The sequence below is a fragment of the Wujia sp. genome (assembly GCF_056872695.1).
Genome location: NZ_DBMFCD010000012.1, coordinates 15,577 through 38,678, shown reverse-complemented (window position 1 = coordinate 38,678; position 23,102 = coordinate 15,577). Strand labels below are relative to the sequence as shown.

Sequence of the window (23,102 nt, the reverse complement as noted above, 5' to 3'; positions counted from 1 at the left end):
CACATTACTGGTGCATACGTCTTACAATTTTGTATATTACCACATTTTGGAACACGAGTGGAGAATTTTGTACAAAAAACACAATTCCATCCGTCGGTGCCAAAATTTCAGCCTTAATATTACCATCCATCGGGTTAATGATCTCCGCAAGCACCTGCCCGCGTTTTACCTCCTGATTTACCCCGACGATGCAACGGAAAAAACCTGCCTCATCGGCACGTACTGACACAAGATCTTTTTCCTTGAGTGTCGTTGAAATATATCCGCCATGGCTCTCATAGCGGATGATCCCCATACGTGTCAGAAACCGGAGCACCGCGCTTACCGCCATCTTTGCACTCTCGCCATCCAGTGTATCTGTTGTAGCAGAGTATACTGAAAAAGCCTGTGTTCCCATCTTCTGCCAGTTATAATTAAGTGTTGCCGTATCAAACGAACGTGTATCTCCGGTAAGCACATATGGCATGCCAAACAAATTTGCCAGACTGGTACTCTCCGTACCGGTCTCCATCATCCGGACATGCGGAATCGAGATTCCCTGCAGATAAAAGCTCGCAAACTGGATACCGTATGTATAATCTTTGACACGATCCATCAGCGTTGCCGCAATCCGGCTTGTCGCAGTTCCTTCGATATTACCAGGAAACGAACGGTTGATATCCGAATCATCCGAAATCCATTTTTTCTTTTCTGCGTTCATTGAACTGTAATTCAGTGTAGGAATCAGCAGGATTTCCTTTCCTGCTACCACATCTCCCTGTGCCTCAATCTCTGCCAGTCTCTGTGCCAGAAGTGAGCACATATATAACTGCTGGTATTCATTTCCACGCATAGAACCAACTATACATGCTGCTTTATCCCCGCGTCCATATGAATATCCATGAATGCTAAATTCTCCACGAAATGCTGTATTCATCGAAAATATAATTTCTTTATTCATAGGTGTTTCCTCCCACAATTCTTGCAAGCAGGGAGCCTTCCTCAATAACCGGATAATCGCGCATGGAACAAATCATACCATCTCCGGATGCATATACAACTTCTTCCACAGCGCCGGTAATCACATTTACAACTGTTCCAAGTTCGTCCCCTTTTTTTACCTGTGCAAATAACTGTACTACCGGAATAAAGATACCGCTGCTTTCCGCATTAATATATCGGATGTCCTTATCATTTGTGATTGGGACCTTCTTCGGTGTCACAGTTTTTCCTTTCCAGATTCCCATCTCCTTCATCAGCGCAAACAATCCATCCACAATCTCATTGCAATACTGCTGATTGATCCGATATGCAACCCCGGACTCAATTACGACCGAACGCACGCCAACTTCATTTAAGGAATATGCAAGGCTTCCGTTCAATACAGAATTGCTCGGATGAATCCAGATCATATCCACATTCAGACACTTAGCGATGGGCATCAGCTCATCCACCCGGTCATCGTTCATACGAACCTGCGGCACCTCATGTACATACAGATTACTTGCATGCAGATCAATACAAACATCAGCCCCTTTGATATCATCGAAAATACAGGATGCGGTATACTCACCCAACGCACCTAGCTTTGATCCCGGAAATATGGAATTCATATCAATTCCCGAACCTGGGATCTCTCTCGTCTTAGAATCGAGGCCCATCGGATTCAAGGCCGGATATACATCCACAATCCCAACCAGATTTTCATATTCCAGTTTAATCCGGCGAATCACCTCATAACAGATATACTGCCCCTGCAATTCATCCCCATACAACCCGGATACAATACAGATTCTCTTTTCTTCTCCCGTAGGAAAATCCGGTGCCAGATGATTTTTCTTTACCTTCAGTTCTTCTTCCACCATCAAATCTACGGATACAACTGTCTCTATCATTTATAAAACAACTCCACTGACTTTATTCAAACAACACAAATGGTCATATATACATATCGGGTATATACGACCATTCCATGCTTATTTTTCTTTTTACTTAACCTTCGAGAACGGTATTTAATACATTCTTGATCGTCTCTGCATCAAATGGTTTTGCAATAAACTCTGCGGCACCACTCTGGACAGCTTCTAACATATTATGCTGCTGTCCGGCTGCGGAAACCATAACAATCTTTGCATCCGGGAAATCCGCCTTAATTTTCTTCAGACTATCCACACCGGACATCACCGGCATTGTAATATCCATGGTTACAAGGTCAGGCTTGTACTGTGCGTACATATCATAACCTTCCTGTCCATTTTTAGCCTCGCCAACAACTACATATCCGTTTTGTTCCAAAAGTCCTCTTAAGATTTTACGGGATGTTCTTGAATCATCTACAATCAATATATTGGCCATGATAATCATTCTCCTTATTTATCCTATTCTTTCCGTATTAACCGATATTCCACTTTGTTTCCAGACAGATTACTATATCTGCACGTTCACCATGCACATAACATGGAAGCAGGAACATCATCCCCTCTGAACTGATGGTTGTGATATCGGTATACATCTCCGGCGGAAGCATATCAATATGAACACCCTCCAGAGACTCCTTTGATGCAAATAACCCATTGCATACATTGATGAACTCACATACTGCATCCAGACTATCCTCATCAATCACTTCAAATTCTTCTTTTGCAAACTCAGTAGCAATCGGCTTTGTTCCAACATTACAGATACCGATAAACAGATTATAATCGCCATTAAAGCACTGGCTTGCAATGTACCTGCTTGTATATGTATGGATACGTTCAATCCGCTCAAAACGAACCTTGTTATCAACAAAACGAACCATATTTCTGGCAAGCAATGCAAGATAATCCTTCACAATTGCCGGAACCTGATTGTCTTTTAAGAAAATCTGAATAATTTTATCGATATCTGAGCTTTTCAATGCATCAATCTCAAGTGCCGTATAACGCTCTGACTTTTTATAATGATTCAGATACTTCTGAATATCCTCCAAAGTAAGCAGCTTGCGTTCTACAAGTGCCTGTACAAATAAAAGATAGGAATCCCCTTGTTTTTTCAGAAGTTTTCCAACCTGCTCATCTGTCAAATAACCCTTTTCCACTGCAATATCACCAAATCTGGCATCCTTCATCGCCTGCAGCTGATTGACCTCGTCTGCCTGTTCCTTTGTCATAATTCCTTCACTGACTGCGAGCAATCCCATCTTTACACGTGCTGTACGACTTGCCTCTACGATTTCCGTATATTGCTCATGTGTCAACACACCCGCATCTTCGAGATATTTTCCAAAATAAACTCCAAACATAACGCCCCTCCTTCATGTAATTCTTCTGTCAAGAATTCATAATTTATTGATTATTATACACAATCCCAAGCCAAAAAGCAACTGCCGTACAAATGCAAAAATAAGTGCTTTCATGATTGAATATTCTTAACTTTTCCTATATAATATATCTATTACATTTATGATACATACTTTACTTTGAGGGGAACGGTTTATGTCTATACAAAAGTCTTTGCGATTGTCGCTTGTTTTAATGGCGTGTCTGCCACTTATATTTCTGACAATCTTTACATACAATTTATCTTATAAAAAATACATGGAGCTTGCAACAGAATCTACCGAACAGCTTGCCAAAAACTATGGCATGGGATTTCAAGCGCAGTTAAACTCCCAGATTGCGGAAGTTGAAGGTCTGGCCAATGGTACAAACATCCAGAATCTGGTTTTGGAAAATTACAATGGTGTTACTCTTGGAAATGACTCTCCTTACTATACAAATGTCTCAGAGCTATTTTCAACAGCTTCCGATTATACCGGAAATAACGTTAACTACTATCTCTATGATGTCGACGGATATTATATTACAAGTTCTGACAAAATAAACACTGCAGACTGGCAGGAGCATATGACAATTCCTGTGGAAGATATCACCGAAACCAAGATTTTACAGTGTTCCTCTCCCAAGGAGATTGAGAGTATTGATGTTGTATCTCCAATTATCATTAAAAGTCAGATTGTGGGTCTGATCCGTGCCAATATTACATCCAAGTATTTCGGATCATTTATCCCGGAAGATGGTTCCGCATTCATCCTGACAAGCGATGGTGGCTATCTCTTCACTTCTACCGGACTGACCGGGCAAAAGGAACTCGAAACACAGGCATTTAACTGTCTGAAAGGAGCTGATAATACAAATGACTATGGACATCTCAAAGCCTCCTCTTTCGGAAATATCTATGGTTTTTGCAAGCTTTCCGATTCCAACTGGCTGTATCTGATCAAACAGCAGGGAACACAATATCAGCAAATACTAACAACATTGCCAATCACAATGAGTATCACACTCATCATCATTCTTCTGATTGCAGTGTGGATGAGCCAGATTTTATCTGCGAAATACACAGAGCCGATTTACACCCTGCGTGACAACATGTCGGACGCCTCTTCCGGAAATCTGGATGTCAAATGTGATATTTTATCTGACAATGAATTCGGAGATCTCGCCCGCATGTTCAACAGCATGATGGATATTATCTCAAACAACTACAAGGAATTATCCGCTTCCAAAGCCGCTTTGGAAGTCAGCGAACAGGAACTGAAAAAGAACTATGCACACATCGAACAGCTTGCCTACCACGATGGCCTGACCGGTTTGTATAACCGTGTTGCATTCATGAAATATGCTTACGATATTTTTCATGACGCAAGCGTCGGTGCCAGCAGGCATGCCATCTTCTTTATTGATCTGGACAATTTTAAAAATATCAACGATACACTCGGGCATGACTATGGTGACCTTCTGTTAAAGGATGTCTCCAGCCGGATGCTTTCCTGTATCGCATCTGATGACATTCTGGCTCGAAATGGTGGCGATGAATTTCTGGTATTAAAGAATCGCTTTGATAACGTGGACGATCTGGAGAACTTCGCAGAACAGCTTGTCAATATTGTACATCATCCATTTATCTTAAACGATGAAACTGCCATGGTTTCCATGAGTGTCGGTATTGCAGTCTTCCCGAATAACGGACTGACAGTCAGTGAGCTTATCAAAAATGCAGATATCGCAATGTATAATGCGAAGAACTCCGGTAAAAACAGCTACTGCTTCTTCGACAGCTACATGGAGGATGATGTCAACCGCAGGAACGATCTTGCCGAGATTTTATCCCATGTTATTGATAAAAATGAGATTTACTTACAATATCAGCCTCAGGTCAATGTGGAAAGTGGTCAGGTTACCGGCTATGAAGCTCTGATGCGTATTGAGTCCGAACTGGTTGGTTTTATCTCTCCTGCCGAATTTATCCCAATCGCAGAGGAAACCGGTATCATCAACATCCTTGGTGAATGGGCATTGATCGAAGCGTGCAATTTCAATCAGGTTCTGATCAAGAGCGGATTTGGTCCACTCCGTGTATCAGTCAATGTATCAACCACGCAGTTAAAAGACGACCATCTGATTGACATCATAAGAGATATCCCGGAAAAAACAGGCATGAATCTGAAGCATCTTGAAATTGAGATTACGGAAAGTGTTCTGATGAACTCTTTCGAACATAATTTAAAGCTTATTAATCAGATGAAAGAACTTGGTTGTTCTATCGCATTAGACGATTTTGGAACTGGCTACTCTTCTTTCAACTACCTGACGCAGATTCCAATTGATACCCTGAAGATTGACAAATCATTTATTGATGGTATCTGTAGCAATGAAAAAGATCGCTGCATCGCAGATTCTATCATTGATCTGGCACATAAAATGGATATCTCCGTTGTAGCAGAAGGCGTTGAAGATAACGAGCAGTTACAGATCCTGCAGAATCAATTCTGTGATACATTGCAGGGTTATCTTTTCTCCAAGCCTTTGAATTCTACCGATTTTATCGAGCTTTTAAGCAAACACAAAACATTGCATGATTGATATTTTTAATTTTCCCCATTCTGTACAGTATGACAGAATGGGGGTTTTATTGTCTTTTATTATCTTCTGTTATGCTTTTTACCCATTACCAATAGTATAATTCCCACAAATGTTGTCGATAAAATCATAATCACCAAAAACAGATTTGCCTCATCTCCGGTTTTTACTGATTCTTCTGTCTGTGCTTTTTCTGTCGTTATTTCTGTCGTCAATGTCTCTGACGTACCCTTTACTTCAGTTGTTGGTATAGTCTCCACGGTTACTATTGTCTCTGTTGTCGTTGGTACTTCCGTTGTCACCGCTTCTGTCGTTGTTGGCATTTCTGTTGTCACCGCTTCTGTCGTTGTCGGCGTTTCCGTTGTCTCCTCCTCTGTCGTCGGTTCTTCATGCTTTGGAAAACATATTGTCTGCATTCCATCATTGATATCGGTATGTACCGCTACTGTCTCTCCCGGATAAGCGGTATCTTCCACATATTCAAAAAATACAATCGGTACGCCAGCCAGCGCTTCACAATATTTTATTTTATAGAGGACATCCACATCCATTTGCTCCTCAGTTGCAACAAATTCTGTATATCCTGCCTGTTCTATGTATTTCTCTTCTAACAGCCCCGCATCTTTTTGCCAGCGAATTTCTCCGCTTATTCGATAGGTATGTCCTATTTCCAGCCCATCAAACGATACAATATCCGTGCACGGAACAACAGAATCCGGCATCTCCGTAAAGTCTGTCAGATTATATCCCACCTTTGTTTTAATAGATGGAAATCTGTAATTTACAAATGTTCCCAACTCAACAATCGTATTATTTTCTGATATACGAACCGTCACAGCTTCCATATTCCGATATTGATTTTTATTTGCGTCACACCGTAATTCCTGAATGCTATATTCTCCATACGGAAGTGCACCCTGTGCATCATCCACCTCTGCACGTCCAAACCAGACTCCACATCCCTGTTTTTGTTCATTGGTTCGATATGAATGTGGAATATAGGATGCCGCTGTTGAATAATATCCATTTTGATCTGTCCAGACATGGTATGAAGTACCTGCCCCATCCGAAATTAGAAACTCAACATCAGCAAGAGGCGTTCCATCTTCATTTACTTTTCGGAAAGACAGATCCCCCCTTATTTCTTTCTCTGTAACATAGGTTGCATTTTCTGACATGACCATTTTCTCTCCATCTGGAACAATTCTTTTCACATATACCGTGTCATCCAGTAAATATCCTTCCGGAGCCCGTGTTTCCCGAATCGTAATAGTTCCTGCCGGCAATACTTCATTTCTGTATTCATCTTTATAAAATGCATCTCCATCCACGAACCAGGCAGGATCATTTTTATAAATTATCTGCCCATTTTGATCTGTCTTGAAATTCCATGTTCTTGCTGCTGAATGACCATTTTCTCCCGGATTCCGATCGGATACGCACGGATAGTACTTTACCTCGTAATAAGCCCCCGCAACCGGTTGTTGCTCTTTCCCTCTTTTCTGCAGCAATAATCCAATACTTGCATACTGTGGTTTATCCGACACAGTTATCGTAACCGGCTCCGTATGTCCACCCATAATCTGAACCCACTTTGGAGTTGTGTTTATGCGCATACTTGTATTTGCCTTTGTCTCATAGATCAGATACCAGCCCAACCGCAATTTCATTTTGTTGGTTCCTATACAAGCTGCATCATGTGAACAGGATTGTACAATTCCTTTTCCGGATTCATCAATCCGAAAAGTACCAACCGGATTGGAACCATCAAACACCTGATCACCAGAAACAGCATAAATCGTATACTCAATTCCATCTAACGAATAGTTGGAATTATCTTGAATCATTTCCTGATACTTGGGATCCACGTTTTTCTTTAACTGAAGTTCCCCCAGAAACTCCCGCTCCGGACCTATCGTCTGCGTATCACAATACATAAAATAATAATCCATATTAATCGGGTTCGCATTGCTGTCTCTTGGTAATCCTAGCACAGTAAGCTTGTCTGCATATATTTTTGTCTCATAAACCATTGGATCCAGACGCCATGCACCGCTGGTTGGTACATTATATTCTTTCACATAATACGTTCCCTCTTCAAACTGCACTTCCACACCATTCTGGTTCGGATACGTAGTTGCAGTACATGAAACATTGTCACCTGCAGGTCCACCATTCCAGTCCGGTTCAATATAACAATATCCCTGTGCATTTGTTCCATTAACCGCATCCTGCCGGGTTGCATAAACTGCATAATTGGCACCGGCAATATCATATACCTCTGGATTAGTTTTATACACATCTTCATTATAATTTTTACAGACACAGATCGTTCCTTTTTTTGGTTTCTCCTTATATCGATAAACGATCATTCCGGAACAAATCTTTCTGACATCGACTGCATTATCAATATAATAGCACGAGCGCAAAGAATCCCATCCGGAACTTTTTAAATGTCCGATCAATGCAGCACCGCCTCCTGCAATACCACAATGGACATAATTATCCAGACTACCATTTACAAAGCAGACAATATCTCCAGGATTTGTCAGACCATCAAATATTGCATCAAACTCCGCTTCTAATTTATCAGTCGGAAAGCAGGCAGCATCCGCATATACACATTCCCAACTGCTGCTCCCTGTTAACGTATTGGATATCTGTGATACCAATGTCATTCCGGAAACAGGGGCCTCATCTCCATAATATCCATACAACGCCTGCGATACATACGTTGCACACAGATTATCTGAATTCATACCACTTCCTCTTGGAATATTCATTGCATAAGCCACAAATGGATTTGATGTATCCGGAGCCTGGTAATATAAATCAGAATTGGCACTGTATACCTCTACACCGTCTATTTCTATCTGCAAATCATCGCTTTCCTGTTCCTGCAGATTCATATCCGGATATGCGTCAATCCACGTTGCGTCTCCAATGCTTGCCACCTCATCAGGTATATTTTCATTTTCAAATGCAAACGGCAACTGATAACACTGCATAATCAAAAACGCTACGATTCCATATACAAGAACCTGTTTCCATATTTTATTAATTTTTAGTTTGTGAATAATTTTCTTCCAAAACGAAATAAACATATTAATTCCTCCATACCTTAACTATATGCAGAAATCTGACGGAATCCATCTTCTATGTTTATCGCAAATGAAAAAAGATATAATTATATTGTTAAAAAAGAGTATGGTAACTGTACCATACTCTTAAAAGTCCTGTCAATTCAATTCTGTAAATTCACTTATTTTTCACAATCTGTTCGAGACTCCATGAACCCCTTAAAATGTAATATCCTTCTTACCTGTAATCAGGCGCGCACCATTCACGATCATCGTCACACCAGCACCAACGCCTACAATAATTGTCACGATTCCAATAACCAGATTGCTGATTCCGACTGTATTGAGCTTATGATATAACTTCTCCATACTTTAGACCTCCCATACTTGCAATAAAACTATTTTACTCCATACTGCTCATAATATGCGTCAATCGCTGCCTTCAAGGTGTCATCAATCACGACATTTCCCTTGTAAGGCTTGTTGTACAAATGCTCTACAACCTCTGCCATCGTTACGATTGCAGTCGTCTTTAATCCATAGTTTTCTTCGATCTCCATCAGTGCACTCTTCTCCCCCTGGCCACGCTCCATACGGTCAACCGATACAACAAGACCGAGCACATCGACATCGCCCTGTGCCTTCACAATCGGGAGTGTCTCCTGAATCGAAGTACCTGCGGTTGTTACATCCTCGATAATCACAACCTTGTCACCATCGTTGATCGGACTTCCAAGCAGGATTCCCTTATCCCCGTGATCTTTGATTTCCTTACGGTTTGAGCAGTAACGGATGTCTGCATCGTACTTGTTGGCAATCGCCATTGTTGTAGCTACGGAAAGCGGGATTCCCTTATATGCCGGTCCAAACAGCACATCGAAATCAAAGCCGAACTTGTCCTTGATTGCCTCTGCATAATACTCGCCCAGGCGTGCTAACTGGGAACCTGTTCTGTAAAAACCTGTATTCACAAAAAATGGTGTCTTTCTTCCGCTCTTTGTCACGAAATCACCAAACTTCAATACGTTACAATCGATCATAAATTCAATAAACTGCTCTTTATACTGTTCCATATCGTATAAATCCTCCTGTTTTTCGGGCTGTCGGCAGCAACAAACAACATTCACGCATGTAGATTCATGTCTGCCATAGATTTCTCTATACGCCACATAATTGTATATATTCTAGCATAGTTACCCGTTTGTTTCAATCAGTTTTGCGCAATCATAAACGGAGAATTTTGCCGTGGAATTTTCACTTTTATCGAAGATGTACTCAGCGATTCCGTTCATTCTTCTCGCGCGACTGCAGTACAAGCTCATACACCTTTGGATGGCGTTCTTTCAGATGTGTATCGAGGACATGTCTGCGCTCCTTGAAACGCTCTGCAAGCTCCGGATGATTCTTTGCAATCCGGTCATGCACCTGTTTTCTGTGTTCCTCAATCTGCATCGCAAGGGTATGTTCATCCTTACCGGATATATTGACAATCTCCTTCAGGTGTTCCTCCAAGTGTTCCAGCCACTCATCTTCGTCAAGCTCCTCCATATGCGCCCATCGTCCATGCAGCAGATCCTCGATATCCCCACTTTCTTTTAGATGTGCAATCTGCTTTTCAATCTGACGCTCGATCTGTTTTTCCGCATCGGAACCGAACGCCCACACAAACTCCTGCACACGATTATCTGCACGTTTCCGGGACGCACTGCGATCCTCATTATCCACACCGTCTTCCAATGGATACGGACGGTTGATTCCCATATCCTTCAATGCAATATGAATGGTTCTGCGCACGCACCCCTCCTCAATCAGATATCCGAGTCCAAGCTTCCTTAACTGTTCGTTCACCTCCGAAATATGTTCCGTCATATAGAACCGGATGCCCTTTTCTTTCAATGACTGATGCAGACGTTTCAGGCAGTCTGCCGCAGTAATATCCAGACTTCCGATTCCGCCCGCATCAAGGATCACAGCTTTCGTATCCGGTTTAATATGATCCTCAATATCGTTTTTCAGCACCTGCACATTTGCAAAGAACAGATTGCTGCTGAACCGGTAAACAAGCACACCGGACAGTGCGTGGATCTGGCTGCTCTCCTTCAAATCCCGGAAATGCTTATGCCCCGGCTGAATCCCAAGAAAGCAGGTGGATGGCTTCGCTGTCCGGATGATCACTTCCGCAAAGGAAAGCAAAATACCGATCAAAACACCATTGATCGTACCAAGCAGAAGCACACCTAAAAATGCACCGACAAAAATCATACATTCGGTCCGGCTGACCTTCCAGAGCCGTGCCATCAGATCAAACTCCGTCGCCCCAAGCAATGCCGATATCACAATCGCGGTAAGAACCGGAATCGGCAGATACTGGATAAATCCCGTTCCACACAGCAAAAGCACAATCATGGAAAGTCCTGCCACAAGTGAGGTAAGCTGTGTCTTTCCCTGATACTGCTCGCCCATCGCTGTACGGGATACGGAGCCATTGATTGGACAGCACCCGGTAAAGGCTGCAAGAAAGTTTCCGACGGAGAATGCAAAGATCTCCTGATTATCATCAATTCGGTAGCCATTTTTCTGTGCAAAATTATTTTCTGCGAGCAACGTCTCCGCCATAATTACAACTGCCACCGACAGGCTGACTGTCACAGCCTCACGAATTGAAACGGCTGAAAAATCCGGTATCTGCCACTTCGGAAGTCCCGTCTCCACCTTCGAGAGTGTCTGGATTCCAAGCTCCAGCACATTTCCAAACCGCGTATAGCAGGCTCCAGCAGCCATCAGTACAACTGCCATCGGGAATTTCGGAACCAGTTTTTTCGCCACAAGCAGGATTACAAGTGATACCACGCCCAAGAGGATGGATGGCACATTCACATGCTTTGCTGTCTGTCCGATATGCTTTGCCAGTTCAAAAAACTCTCCGGTTCCTGCCGTACCACCAAGAATCTTCGGCACCTGCATAAGAATGATCGTCGAGCAGATACCTGTGATAAATCCTCCCATCACCGGAGCCGATATGTAATTGACCAGCTTTCCCGCTTTCATAAAAGAAAATGCAAGCAGCCACACCGCGACAAAGAATGTAAGCACCGGTACAACCGCCATGGCTTCTTCACTTCCTGCCTCAACATGCAAGGTTAAAAGTGCAGAACCAATCAGTGCTGCCGGAGCCGCATCCACGCCGAATATGAATTGCGGTGACGTTGAAAGAAGCGCGAACGCAAGAATCGGAAACACCGACCCATACAGACCATACACCGCAGGGAGTCCCGCAATCAGGGCATATCCCATCGAAATCGGAATAGAAACAGCCATGATGATGAGTCCCGCCAAGATATCTTTTCCTATATTCTTTTTATCATAGTGCCGTAATGTATGCGCAAATGATAGTTTCATTGATTTTCATCTCCCTTATTCTTTTATCTTCATCAAAGCAACGTTTTATTTATGTATATGTTTATAGTAATTCGTATGATATACGATGTATAAAGTCAAGAAGTTCTAAATGTTCTAATTTACACATTCTATTAATACGCAACCGCCGCCAATTCGCCATCCATGGCTCAGTGGCGGCTTGTTTGAACTTCGTGTTCAAACATTGCTATATACCTATAGAACATTAAGAACTTCTAAGACTTCATACATATTGTATATCATACGAATTACTATAATCATACACACATAAATAAAACTTTGCTTTCTATATATTAACACATATAAAAAGAAGCGGGTAGATTTCCCACTTCTTTTTGTGTGTTTTAGTATTCACATGTTGTAAATTGTCTAATTTAGTGCAATCTTCGGATTCCCGGTGGCTTCAAACTCCAAAAGCGGCAGTCTGGTCTGATGAAACAGCTTCGCAAGAATCGACTTTGGGAACATCTGCAGCTCGATGTTATATTTCGTCGCCGCATCATTGTAAAACTGTCTTGCCTTGCTCACACGGTCTTCGGTCTCAGCAAGCTCTGTCTGCAGTTGCAGAAAGTTTGTATTGGAACGCAGTTCCGGATACTGCTCTGCCACGGCAAACATCTGACGGGACGCCTGATTCAGATCAACACTTGCCTGATACCGCTCCTCCCTTGTATCTGCCAGTGCAATCCGGTTTCGAAGCTCTACCACTGCGGTCAGCGTTTCTTTCTCATGCTTAGCATACCCCTTCACGATTTCTACCAGATTCGGAATCAGATCCGCGCGTCTGGCAAGCTGAATATCGATCTGCGATGCCTGATTCTCCGCTCGTGTCTTTAATACCATAAATTGATTGCAGATACAGATTGACATAATTACCAGTATCAATGCGACCACCATAATAACAACCTTTATCATCCATGCTACATCCATTGTATTATCTTCCTTTCTTCTTTTTTGCTTATTCCGCCACTGTCCGCTTTCCGTAATTTCCGTGTGCCATAATCTCCTGCCGTATCTGCGTATTTTCTTCCAGCACTACCGCATAGATTAGATAATCATCCCACAAGGCAAGTGCATCCTTGTCCGCTTCATTTAAGTAAGAGTAATCGTGTATGAAATTCTTCATGCCCCAGATGTATTCCGCATACTCGTTTCCTTTCTCCGTCCGACCGTAATCGACACGTTCCTGCACCCGGTTTTGCTGCATCTTCACATACAGAAACGGAGCCAGAAAGAGCAGGAAGAACAACACATAGACGGAAAAACAAACAATCATCGTCGGCAAAAGCTGCGGGGTGTTCATGATCACTTCTATTTCACTTGTACTTCCGCGTATATTATTCAGACATGTAAGCATCCAATTTTGCTGTCTGCCAAACCAGAACACCCAATCAGGAACCGGAAGGGTAGGTGCATCCTTATACCCCTGCATCGCAGACTCTACTTGCCCGGATGCGATCAGCAGGATACACACAATCAGCAACAGCAGCCAGATAAGTGTTATTTTTTTCGCATGTACATCCATCTTTGATAATGAAAATCCTTTTTTCTTCGTCAGGAATCCATCCGTCTGTGCTTCCTCGATTACTTTATCCTTCCACGTCTGCGCGTTACGATTCCATGTACCATCCAACAGCTTCTCGAGCAGATACCGGTCTGACTCCCGCAGGCTTTCAAGCGCACCCGGCTTTGCATTTCCGCGCTCGTATCCATCTGTTGTCTCCCGCAGCACCCCCAGACGCTCATATCGTAGGATACATGCACTGACATCCTTTTCCGTCTCTAGCGACAAATCCTCCAGCAGACTGATCTCCCCCGGTGTCAGTCCAGTCAGCTTATCCCGGTAATAGTCGAGATCCTGCATCGTGATAAATGTACAGTTTGAAAGCAGTTCCTTCTTCGCACCAAGCAGCTTTGCTCTCCGAAAATAAAACGGAATACAGCCGAGCACAAGTGCAAGCAAACATGCAATCACAAGAAATCCCATTGCATTCGGAAGAATATTCTTTCCTGCGGATACGTTAAAAATCTCCCAGCCATAACGAAGCAGGAGCACCCCCATGATGACCGGAAAGATCAACCATGTACGATGCTCCTGCTTTGTGATATCATTCAGATGTTCTGTTCGAAACCGTTTCTGCTTCATCGAATTCTCCAATTCCGGTTATCAATAAAACCATACATCGTTCTACATAAACTATGTGATCTTATCTATAAAGTATCAGCTTCCTCGATTCGAATCTATCTGTACTATGTAATTCTCATGTTAAGTTTTCGTTAAACCCTACCGGTTATGCCGCACACACGCGACAATACACCATATGATGATTCCAAATAAAACTGCCAGGAATATAAACGTTGCTGCAAGCATGCCATCCATCTTCTGCATATAAGCGGTTATCGTGCTATAAAGCGTAAATACACCAAAACAAAATTCCATCCCCACCATCATCCAGACAACGTCTCTGTACACACGCACCGCATGTTCCGGTTTTACTTTCACTGGCATGCTCCACAGATCGGGTGGCAGAAAATGCAGGATCAGACTGCAGATGCCACAGGTAATCAGCATAATAATTGGTAAAAATAAGAAAGAATACGGAGATCCATATCCATCTGCATTTCCAGCCGCATCAAAGTGTGTTGCCACTTCCTTCGGCAGCTTTGCAGACCATATAATTCCAATCACAATCGATGCCCACATCAAAACATAGGCGAGTATCTCAACAATCTTCTGCTTGAGTGTAATGTAGTTTTTCATCTCAATTCCTCCTTACCTTGGGGACGTTGTTTTTGTCATGAAGAGTGTCCCCCTGTCTTTTGGGGGACATTTTATTTGTCCCGGAGAGTGTCCCCTGTCTCATATCATTTGATATCCAGTTCCGGTGGAACGTCAATCTCCTCAGAGACATATTTTCCATCTTTCTTCCGTTGTCTCACGCACTCGGATAGGAGATATTCGATCTGTCCGTTAACGGATCGAAAGTCATCTTCTGCCCATGCGGCAATATCGGCATACAGTTTTTCCGATAAGCGGAGCGGAATCTGTTTTTTCGTTGCCATCTAGTATAAGCTTCCCGAGTTCACGATTGGCTGCGCATCATGGTTGCCGCACAAAACTACCAAGAGATTTGAAACCATAGCTGCCTTTCGCTCCTCGTCCAAGTCAACGACCTGTTTTTTATTTAATTCTTCTAACGCCATTTCTACCATTCCAACCGCTCCGTCTACGATCATCTTTCTGGCATCTATAATAGCAGATGCCTGCTGCCGCTGCAACATTACAGATGCAATTTCCGGTGCATATGCAAGATATGTAATTCTTGCTTCCACGATCTCAAGGCCTGCCTCATTGACCTTGCTCTGGATCTCATCACGGATTCTTCCGGCTACAACCTCTGCGGAACCACGCAGACTGCCTTCATCGGCTACGCCGTCACCGGTTGTGTCAACATTCGGTGCGACATCATATGGATAGACGCGCACAATATTACGAAGCGCACTGTCACACTGCAGGGATAAATATTCCTTATAGTTATCGACATTGAAAACTGCCTTTGCTGTATCCATTACACGCCAGATAACTGCAATTCCGATCTCAACCGAGTTACCGAGACAGTCGTTGATCTTCTGTCTGCCATTACTTAAAGTCATCGCCTTTAATGAAATCTTCTTTCCTGATGCACAACCATCAACCGATACAGACGTACCATCCGCAGAGATGGAAAATGCACTCTTCGCTGCTGTCTGCTGGATATCCCCGCTCTGTGCAAGCTTCGTTGTTGCTGCCGGATTGATTGCTGTACAAAATGGATTCACGAAGTAAAAACCGGCTTCACGGATCGTACCAACATACTTCCCGAACAACGTCAGAACCAATGCTTCCTGTGGCTTCAACACCCGAAGTCCAATCAGCGGAAACCATCCAAGCGATAACACGACGATGGAAACAACCATGAGTACCATATAGCCTGTTTCTGTGGAATCCTCATACTTTACAGCTCCGAATACAGTACCTGCAATCGCAATCAGATAAACGAATAAAACCGTCAGTAATACTGCCATACCTTTTCGCTTTGTAGTATAAATTTTCTCTTCCATAACCAATTCCTCCCTTTGAATCGATGCATGTTTTATTTTGATATCAAAATCATATCACTATGATTTTTTCTTGTCAAGAAAAAACCGGCACATCTCTGCACCGGTCTTGGGGACGTTGTTTTTGTCATGAAGAGCGTCCCCTGTCTCATATAGATTTTCTTTCTTACATCGGGCACCGGCTCCGCTGTGGCATATCCTCGCCCTTCACATAGCGGGCATTGAATTCCATATTAATCTCGCGCAGCTCCTTCTTCCCATCGATGTAATCCTGATACATCTCCGCTAAGCCACTCATACAGCCATCACAGGTTGCCTCAATATTTCCGAGCGATTCTGCTACAATCTGCTCGCGTTCTTCCTTCGTTGTATCCTTGATCAAATAGCCTGACATCTCGTATCCGTCCTTTCGTCTTCCTCAATATTATACTCAATATTCCACTTCTAGAAGTGTAAGTCCATGTGGCGGTGCTGTCGGTCCTGCCATCTGTCTGTCCCGTGACGCAAGCACCGTCTCCATATCTTCCGCGTGCATCCGTCCATAGCCAACCTCAAGCAGTGTTCCGGTCAGTATCCGGACCATGTTCTGCAAAAAACCATTTCCATGAAATGTCATCCGCAGATATCCTCTCTCCTCTGCGATTGTAATATCATAGATTGTCCGTACCGTAGATTTCTTCATCTTATTATTTCCACAGAAGCTCTTGAAATCATGCGTGCCAATCAGGTATCCTGCTGCCTTTTGCATCGCTTCTATATCCGGCATCCGGTCAGATGTCCCATTCGTAACCCATTCCGGTAACACCCATGTATACATCCGGTCAAATACCGGCTTTTCGTCCCCGATATAACAGGTATACTGATACACCTTTCCTTTGGCATTAAGTCTCGCATGAAACCGCTCGGATGAAACTGTTACATCGCGGATGCAGATATCATCCGGCAGATAATGATTCGCATATGTTTTGATCTCTTCCGGTGTAAGCGTGGTATCTAGGAAGCCGTTTGCAACCATGCCCATCGCATGCACACCTGCATCGGTTCTTCCTGCGCCATGAATCTTCACGTCCTGTTCCGTCATCCTCGTGAAGACCGCTTCTAACTTTCCCTCGATCGTATCCACTTCTTTTTTACTTTCCCAGCCATGATAGCGCGTGCCATCATAGCTGATCGTCAATCTATAATTCATTCTACTTCCTTCCTGTTACCTTCCGCCGCATACTGCAGCGTGCTTCCTGATTCGCATAAGCAACCTTCTGTGCCTCCTGCAGCAAAACATTCCCCTGTCCTGCCCGCGTATAAACACAATCATACGCGCCGATATATGGACGCATGCACTCTGTAAACTGCTCTGCCTGTTCTTTCTTCGCCGAAAAACAATCCGGCACTGCAAAGAAACGGTCATTTCCTCTTTGTCTTCCATGCTTGACTAAGATGTATTTCTGATTCTCAACCGGTGCAAAAAACTCATTCACACACCGGGAAAAAAGCGTGCCATCTCTTCCACTTCCGCCCTGCAGATATACGACATGTTTATACGCCTCCGGTGTTTCCGTCACGACCTTACTGTCCGGCATATCCAAAAGCTTCTGCTTCTCCAGTGCCTTCCGGATTCCCTTGCCAAATGTCTTCAACCGTTCGTACGGACTTCCAAGCATAAACATCTTCGGGAAGCAGTATGAAAGCATCCCCAGTCCCGCCAGCGTAAATATTCCGGCTAGCGTTCCAAGCCACGCACTCCCGGTTTTCGCACCTGTCTGCGCCGCCATATACCACGCAGCACACAACAGGAATATCGAGAATATCATCTTTGCTACCGCATCATGAAACGCCGCCCTTGGCACCGCTTTATCCCGCACCTTCACCTCTGTCACAACCTCCATCTTCGGATAGATTGTAAGCGAACGGTTCCAACGTTCCCGCAATCGGCTCCGCTCCTTCGATAAGGCAAGCATCGTTGCATTCATGTTCGCGACATTTGCTTTTGTAAATGGTTTCTGTATAACCGACAATCGTGCCAGACCATTTTCAATCACATCCTCAGCGTAGTGCAGACCTAAGAAATGTTCCATTCGTCTGGTAAGCATCCGGTAATCCTCGCTCGTCTCCGGTTTGGTTCCGAACGAACTCTCATACCACGGTTTTAAGCATACCAGATGCCAGATATTGCTTGTCTTATCCGGTTCCCTGTCCCATGTGCGGATGGCTCTGCCACGCATCTGGTTACTGAGCATAAACGAACCAACCGTACTTGCAAGGATCAGGGAATTGATGCACGGGGAATCCCAGCCTTCGCCAAGCAGTGATTTCGTACCGATCAACACCTGTATATATCCATCTGCAAACAACTGTGTCACCGCCGGTATCAGGAAATGTGAGTCACCAACCGCAGATACCTTCACATACTCAGTCTCCGGCAGACTTCCAAGCTTCGAGAATGTCACCGTGCCTGCATCACCCACAGTTTTTAATAGTGCATCCTTCGCCCCGGCTGGTATCACAATGATACTTCCACATAGCACGCCGAGCCGCATATCCGACCACATATCCTGTGCATCCCGTCGGAGATTCTCAAAGAGCGGCAGCACCCCGAGCAGATTCACATCTGCTTCCCGGTTTCCGATTGATTTTTCATGTTCCTTCCGTATGTAATCCGTGAGGATCAGCATATGCAGCCTTCCATGAAGTGATGCATATTCATGCTGTGTGATCTGGCGAATGCTTTCGATCTTCCCAAGGGAATTCGTCAGATGCTTCTCTATCTCCGGATCTAACTCCTCACAGTCCGGATGTGCCTGCATATACCGCATCACTTCCGCTTCTTCCTGCTTTGTCGGATAATTGAAATACACATAATCCTGATGCGGGCAGAGGCTTCCCTCCTTCACCAGCTCCGGTGTCGTGATCTCCTCATCTATCTCTCCGCACATCGCGATATAACGGTTCCACATAGCAGGTGTCGAATCATATGGCGGTGTCGCTGTAAGTGCGATTGTTGTCACATCGATCAGCTTCTCCTTCAAGCTTTCCAGAGATTTCCACCACTCGCTTCGCAGATGATGGCATTCGTCGAGACAAAGCGTATCTACCTTTGCATCCTGCAAGACCTGAAACAGGGAAAATCCCTGATAATCTTCCTCTCCATCCTGTATCTGCGTCATAGCACTGTGCAATGCCTGATATGTAGTCACTGTGATTGCACGCGGATTTTTCAGGTTTTGTGACAGATACGCTTCGGCGTCCACGCCATCACACAAAAATGCCTCTTTGATCCGCGCGATCCACTGCTCCCGGATCGTAATGGTCGGCACAAGCACGAGCGCCGTTCCCTGCAGCCTGCGTATCAGTTCGATTCCAAGCGTAGTCTTTCCCGAACCCGGAGCTGCTACGATATGGATCTTTCCATCCCTCACATAATGCTCTGCCCGATCCAGCACCCGTGCCTGATACACACGCCATGTTCCTTTAAATTGTAAAATGTTTTCGTAGTTCATGATTGGTTATTCACTTCTAAAAATATAATTAACAATTTGATATTTATATAGTAAACTTCAACAAAAGAAACGAAGTTTTCTACCGTACAGTTTTTACTCAAGCGGCGTGCTCGTTTCTTTTTTTATTTGAATTATATCATATAAAAATAATTTCCTATCATTATACTTTTGTTCCAACTATATTTCAATCGAAAATAGGCAGCCATCACTCTGACTGCCTACCCACTAATGAGATATTTAAATTCAGGCATCACCCTTGCCTCTATACGGCCATAACATATACAAATGACTATATCTGCTTATCTGGGGATAATAACATTTTATCTATTACCGGATGAATCATACTTGTTTTTAATATCACATTTATGGCGCAAAGTTTCTTTCCCGCATCCTTACTGGATGCACCACAATGATATGCTTGTTCTGTAGGCTCACCATAATCCAAAACTATCAATCTGTCATGACAATCTACATTCGGCTTAATTCTTAGTGGTGGATATTCTTGTATAAAATCATTTACAACTGTTGTTGTCAAAAATCCTCTTTTCCCGTGACCATTTTCCGTAAATAAAACCACTTCTACACCGGCATGCTTCTGTGATAAAAGCTGTAATGTCTTTGTATTCACATAATCATCCACCACATAAATACTCTTCCTAGCTTGTTGATATATATCTATGTATGCTGCATCTGCTTCGAACTTCTGTCCTTTGTAGATAACAAAATTTTTGAAATCCTTATCTGAGACAAAGTTTTCATTTAGAGTATCTATACTTCTTTGAATACTATCAAATCTATCCTCAGCTTTATTCTTCCAATCTGCAACACCTACAACCTGCACTGATATCTCCGAAACTTTTGCCGTAACAAGTCGCATCTCAGACTGTGTAACAAACTGTTGATTTTGCTTTATATAATGACGCATCTCACGAAACGCACGCATTATAAAAATGCTTTGTTGTTCCGCAAGTTCTCCTCTTAGAACTGTAGCAAGCATATAAATACCTTGCTCCGTGAATGCAAATGGTAATTTTTTAATATGAAGACCTCTTCTATTTCCATTTTCGTTTAAAGTCGCAATTTGCGACTTTAAATTTTCTGCCATAGCATTCCTCCTAAAATTGTGCTACAAGCTGCGGCACAATTATCTATACATTATTCTTTAATCGATTCATCTCTCTGATCATTCTCTATTTTCTTACAATTACATTACAACATTCATATTGTTAATAAGTCCTTTTAGAGAATTGGCAATTGGCTTGTCTTCCACTTCTCCATCTATATCCATATTTTCCAAAAAAATGTTATGACTACTCACTTCATAGAGAACGTATCCACCAGAATAGCCAAGCCATCCTATAGGAATAAATTTTTTAATATCACCTATCTTTTCCCAATCTTCAGCCATTGAAATCAAACTATTTTTATAGAATAATATGTCATCACCGGAATCCCCTTCCTTTTTCAAAACGGAAAATAATACAATAGATTCTTTCGTATTACAATATCCTCTAATACAAGGATGCCAAAATAGATTAATGTAATCATTAATTTCTGTAGGTAATGCATATCCATATTTTTCTTCAAATACAGACAAATCTGTTTCGTCTCTCCTCTTAACAAGAAATACACCAGCATCAATTTCTTTTTTAATATCATCACAAATCGTACTAAAATCTTCATTTGAGTAATAATCAGGATATTGTTTTGTTTTTTCAAAATAATTTTGAATAGTTTCTCTCATGTCTACATACCTCAATTAAATCAATTTTGTAATAATTCTTGCAGAATATTTCCTGCCTTCAAGCCATCTTCTTGAGTGAAACCATAATCAACTGCATCTTCCTCAAACTCTGAGTCGGAATAGTTTGTCTTCTTTATTCGTCCTAAAATGCTTCTTATACTATCTTATTAAGAGCATCTAATTCCTGGTCATTCAAATAATTCTTAGCAATTTCAGAATCAGATTTCTTGATTTGCTTTCCTTCCCAAGAAGTAAGTCCCATATTATCCTTTTCGGAATCAGCTCTTGAAAAGATAATCTCTGCTGCAGTATGCTTATGTGCAGCCCAGTGCATTTTATTTTGGACCTGCTTAAAAAACAAAACTGATTCCTCTGCATTAGGATTATAATCAATACTAGTGGCATATATTTCAAGCACTTTTCTCAAGAATACTTTCTCCGAAGATCGAATATCTCTGATTCTGGATAACAGTTCGTCAAAATAATTACCACCACCAAGGCGCTTAAGTCTGTCATCGTCTAGAGCAAATCCCTTTTTCATATATTCTTTTAAAATAGAATTTGCCCAGATTCTAAACTGTGTTCCACGCAAGGATTTTACGCGGTAACCCACAGAAATGATTACATCAAGATTGTAGTAATCAACCTGATATGTTTTTCCATCAGATGCAGTTGTTGCAAAATTTGCAACAACTGCATTTCTGTTCAGTTCTCCTTCTTCAAATATATTTTTTATATGCCTTGATATTGTAGACTTATCACGCTGAAACAACTCCGCCATCTGATCAATCGATAGCCAAACAGTATCATTTTCAAAGGTTGCTTCAATCTTTGTTAAACCATCTTCCGTTGTATACATTAAAATATTTGAATTTGGCATTACTGTTCACCTCGTTCCTTCACCATGTTTTCCATCTTAATATAATATGCTAAAAGTCTCAGGAGATAATCCGGTGCATTACGAGTGCCTCTCTCCCATTCTGTAACAGTTCTATATGGGATATCAAAACATTCACAAAATTCCTTGCGATTCATCCCGGTGGATTCTCTAAGTCTCTTGATTTCAATTTGACAATTTGTTTTTTGCTCCATATTTTGTCACCTCGTGTTTACACTTTGTGTACATTATAACGCATATCCTTATGTTACACAATGTGTATTTATCGCAATTGAATGAACAACTTATTTTTTACTGTCTTTCTGCTTTTGAGATATTATATGTATATATTCCGAAGGACATCTTCTTACAAGTTGAAGAAGAACTGGTCCGCAGGCGAGTAAACACATACAGTTTGTATTTATATTTGAACCTCTTCCCTTATTCAAGGTGAAATTTTTGCACCTTAAAAGCTTTTCCACTTCCTCATCATCTAATTCAAACATAAAA

General features: G+C 42.5%; 20 protein-coding genes and 1 pseudogene. 1 reads left to right on the top strand and 20 read right to left on the bottom strand.

What is annotated here, in order from left to right; all coding sequences use genetic code 11:
* Window positions 1-4: 4 nt before the first annotated feature.
* From ACZQK9_RS11170 to ACZQK9_RS11155, 4 genes are all read right to left on the bottom strand, one after another.
* A complete protein-coding gene (locus ACZQK9_RS11170; protein ID WP_178017210.1) occupies window positions 5-940 on the bottom strand; it encodes a M14 family metallopeptidase in 936 nt (311 codons plus the stop codon).
* Entirely contained in the window at window positions 933-1,874 is a 942-nt protein-coding gene (locus tag ACZQK9_RS11165) for a M14 family metallopeptidase (RefSeq protein WP_178017211.1), read from the bottom strand. Before ACZQK9_RS11165 ends, ACZQK9_RS11170 begins: the two co-directional genes overlap by 8 nt.
* Window positions 1,875-1,971: 97 nt before the next feature.
* Entirely contained in the window at window positions 1,972-2,334 is a 363-nt protein-coding gene (locus ACZQK9_RS11160) for a response regulator (protein ID WP_178017212.1), read from the bottom strand.
* A gap of 37 nt (window positions 2,335-2,371) precedes the next feature.
* A complete protein-coding gene (locus ACZQK9_RS11155; protein ID WP_483270609.1) occupies window positions 2,372-3,262 on the bottom strand; it encodes a chemotaxis protein CheX in 891 nt (296 codons plus the stop codon).
* 193 nt (window positions 3,263-3,455) lie between these two features.
* Here ACZQK9_RS11155 and ACZQK9_RS11150 point away from each other — a divergent pair, with 193 nt between their 5' ends.
* Entirely contained in the window at window positions 3,456-5,885 is a 2,430-nt protein-coding gene (locus tag ACZQK9_RS11150; RefSeq protein ID WP_483270608.1) for a bifunctional diguanylate cyclase/phosphodiesterase, read from the top strand.
* A gap of 59 nt (window positions 5,886-5,944) precedes the next feature.
* Here ACZQK9_RS11150 and ACZQK9_RS11145 read toward each other — a convergent pair whose 3' ends face one another.
* From ACZQK9_RS11145 to ACZQK9_RS11070, 16 genes and pseudogenes are all read right to left on the bottom strand, one after another.
* Window positions 5,945-8,986, bottom strand: coding sequence for a SpaA isopeptide-forming pilin-related protein (locus ACZQK9_RS11145; protein WP_483270607.1), 3,042 nt, complete (start codon window positions 8,984-8,986; stop codon window positions 5,945-5,947).
* A gap of 195 nt (window positions 8,987-9,181) precedes the next feature.
* Window positions 9,182-9,331 carry a hypothetical protein gene (locus ACZQK9_RS11140; protein ID WP_483270606.1) on the bottom strand — a complete coding sequence of 50 codons (150 nt, stop codon included), beginning with the start codon at window positions 9,329-9,331 and terminating at the stop codon, window positions 9,182-9,184.
* A gap of 29 nt (window positions 9,332-9,360) precedes the next feature.
* The gene (gene pyrE, locus ACZQK9_RS11135) at window positions 9,361-10,035 is read right to left on the bottom strand and encodes an orotate phosphoribosyltransferase (RefSeq protein ID WP_483270605.1); all 675 of its coding nucleotides are present in this window, start codon (window positions 10,033-10,035) and stop codon (window positions 9,361-9,363) included.
* A gap of 202 nt (window positions 10,036-10,237) precedes the next feature.
* Entirely contained in the window at window positions 10,238-12,361 is a 2,124-nt protein-coding gene (locus tag ACZQK9_RS11130; protein WP_483270604.1) for a SulP family inorganic anion transporter, read from the bottom strand.
* 387 nt (window positions 12,362-12,748) lie between these two features.
* The gene (locus ACZQK9_RS11125; RefSeq protein WP_483270603.1) at window positions 12,749-13,309 is read right to left on the bottom strand and encodes a LemA family protein; all 561 of its coding nucleotides are present in this window, start codon (window positions 13,307-13,309) and stop codon (window positions 12,749-12,751) included.
* Window positions 13,310-13,337: 28 nt separating this feature from the next.
* Window positions 13,338-14,525, bottom strand: a complete 1,188-nt coding sequence (locus tag ACZQK9_RS11120) for a DUF2207 family protein (protein ID WP_483270602.1) — start codon at window positions 14,523-14,525, stop codon at window positions 13,338-13,340.
* 138 nt (window positions 14,526-14,663) lie between these two features.
* Window positions 14,664-15,140, bottom strand: a complete 477-nt coding sequence (locus ACZQK9_RS11115) for a DUF1648 domain-containing protein (RefSeq protein WP_483270601.1) — start codon at window positions 15,138-15,140, stop codon at window positions 14,664-14,666.
* Between the two features lie 104 nt (window positions 15,141-15,244).
* Window positions 15,245-15,442 carry a type II toxin-antitoxin system antitoxin gene (locus ACZQK9_RS11110; protein WP_483270600.1) on the bottom strand — a complete coding sequence of 66 codons (198 nt, stop codon included), beginning with the start codon at window positions 15,440-15,442 and terminating at the stop codon, window positions 15,245-15,247.
* Window positions 15,443-16,480 carry an SPFH domain-containing protein gene (locus ACZQK9_RS11105; RefSeq protein WP_483270599.1) on the bottom strand — a complete coding sequence of 346 codons (1,038 nt, stop codon included), beginning with the start codon at window positions 16,478-16,480 and terminating at the stop codon, window positions 15,443-15,445.
* 163 nt (window positions 16,481-16,643) lie between these two features.
* Window positions 16,644-16,871, bottom strand: a complete 228-nt coding sequence (locus ACZQK9_RS11100; RefSeq protein WP_178017219.1) for a purine biosynthesis protein PurH — start codon at window positions 16,869-16,871, stop codon at window positions 16,644-16,646.
* A 36-nt stretch (window positions 16,872-16,907) separates the two neighbouring features.
* The gene (truA, locus tag ACZQK9_RS11095) at window positions 16,908-17,666 is read right to left on the bottom strand and encodes a tRNA pseudouridine(38-40) synthase TruA (RefSeq protein ID WP_483270598.1); all 759 of its coding nucleotides are present in this window, start codon (window positions 17,664-17,666) and stop codon (window positions 16,908-16,910) included.
* A 1-nt stretch (window position 17,667) separates the two neighbouring features.
* Complete coding sequence (locus ACZQK9_RS11090) at window positions 17,668-19,971, bottom strand: DEAD/DEAH box helicase (protein ID WP_483270597.1); 2,304 nt, start codon at window positions 19,969-19,971, stop codon at window positions 17,668-17,670.
* Between the two features lie 289 nt (window positions 19,972-20,260).
* A complete protein-coding gene (locus tag ACZQK9_RS11085) occupies window positions 20,261-21,076 on the bottom strand; it encodes an ORF6N domain-containing protein (protein ID WP_483270596.1) in 816 nt (271 codons plus the stop codon).
* Between the two features lie 99 nt (window positions 21,077-21,175).
* Window positions 21,176-21,715: a hypothetical protein gene (locus tag ACZQK9_RS11080; protein ID WP_483270595.1), complete on the bottom strand. Its 540-nt coding sequence runs from the start codon at window positions 21,713-21,715 to the stop codon at window positions 21,176-21,178.
* Window positions 21,716-21,872: 157 nt separating this feature from the next.
* Window positions 21,873-22,595 (bottom strand): annotated as a pseudogene (rhuM, locus tag ACZQK9_RS11075) (RhuM family protein); the annotation flags it as partial.
* A 302-nt stretch (window positions 22,596-22,897) separates the two neighbouring features.
* The gene (locus ACZQK9_RS11070) at window positions 22,898-23,098 is read right to left on the bottom strand and encodes a hypothetical protein (protein ID WP_483270594.1); all 201 of its coding nucleotides are present in this window, start codon (window positions 23,096-23,098) and stop codon (window positions 22,898-22,900) included.
* Window positions 23,099-23,102 lie beyond the last annotated feature (4 nt).

Excerpts from the sequence above, each read along its gene's own strand:
- ACZQK9_RS11090 (WP_483270597.1), bottom strand. The coding sequence starts at position 19,971 with ATGAACTACGAAAACATTTTACAATTTAAAGGAACATGGCGTGTGTAT.
- ACZQK9_RS11145 (WP_483270607.1), bottom strand. The coding sequence starts at position 8,986 with ATGTTTATTTCGTTTTGGAAGAAAATTATTCACAAACTAAAAATTAAT.
- ACZQK9_RS11100 (WP_178017219.1), bottom strand. The coding sequence starts at position 16,871 with ATGTCAGGCTATTTGATCAAGGATACAACGAAGGAAGAACGCGAGCAG.
- ACZQK9_RS11140 (WP_483270606.1), bottom strand. The coding sequence starts at position 9,331 with ATGGAGAAGTTATATCATAAGCTCAATACAGTCGGAATCAGCAATCTG.
- ACZQK9_RS11105 (WP_483270599.1), bottom strand. The coding sequence starts at position 16,480 with ATGGAAGAGAAAATTTATACTACAAAGCGAAAAGGTATGGCAGTATTA.
- ACZQK9_RS11080 (WP_483270595.1), bottom strand. The coding sequence starts at position 21,715 with ATGAGAGAAACTATTCAAAATTATTTTGAAAAAACAAAACAATATCCT.
- ACZQK9_RS11165 (WP_178017211.1), bottom strand. The coding sequence starts at position 1,874 with ATGATAGAGACAGTTGTATCCGTAGATTTGATGGTGGAAGAAGAACTG.
- truA (WP_483270598.1), bottom strand. The coding sequence starts at position 17,666 with ATGAATTATAGATTGACGATCAGCTATGATGGCACGCGCTATCATGGC.
- ACZQK9_RS11160 (WP_178017212.1), bottom strand. The coding sequence starts at position 2,334 with ATGGCCAATATATTGATTGTAGATGATTCAAGAACATCCCGTAAAATC.
- pyrE (WP_483270605.1), bottom strand. The coding sequence starts at position 10,035 with ATGGAACAGTATAAAGAGCAGTTTATTGAATTTATGATCGATTGTAAC.
- ACZQK9_RS11115 (WP_483270601.1), bottom strand. The coding sequence starts at position 15,140 with ATGAAAAACTACATTACACTCAAGCAGAAGATTGTTGAGATACTCGCC.
- ACZQK9_RS11110 (WP_483270600.1), bottom strand. The coding sequence starts at position 15,442 with ATGGCAACGAAAAAACAGATTCCGCTCCGCTTATCGGAAAAACTGTAT.
- ACZQK9_RS11120 (WP_483270602.1), bottom strand. The coding sequence starts at position 14,525 with ATGAAGCAGAAACGGTTTCGAACAGAACATCTGAATGATATCACAAAG.
- ACZQK9_RS11070 (WP_483270594.1), bottom strand. The coding sequence starts at position 23,098 with ATGTTTGAATTAGATGATGAGGAAGTGGAAAAGCTTTTAAGGTGCAAA.
- ACZQK9_RS11130 (WP_483270604.1), bottom strand. The coding sequence starts at position 12,361 with ATGAAACTATCATTTGCGCATACATTACGGCACTATGATAAAAAGAAT.
- ACZQK9_RS11125 (WP_483270603.1), bottom strand. The coding sequence starts at position 13,309 with ATGGATGTAGCATGGATGATAAAGGTTGTTATTATGGTGGTCGCATTG.
- ACZQK9_RS11085 (WP_483270596.1), bottom strand. The coding sequence starts at position 21,076 with ATGGCAGAAAATTTAAAGTCGCAAATTGCGACTTTAAACGAAAATGGA.
- ACZQK9_RS11150 (WP_483270608.1), top strand. The coding sequence starts at position 3,456 with ATGTCTATACAAAAGTCTTTGCGATTGTCGCTTGTTTTAATGGCGTGT.
- ACZQK9_RS11170 (WP_178017210.1), bottom strand. The coding sequence starts at position 940 with ATGAATAAAGAAATTATATTTTCGATGAATACAGCATTTCGTGGAGAA.
- ACZQK9_RS11155 (WP_483270609.1), bottom strand. The coding sequence starts at position 3,262 with ATGTTTGGAGTTTATTTTGGAAAATATCTCGAAGATGCGGGTGTGTTG.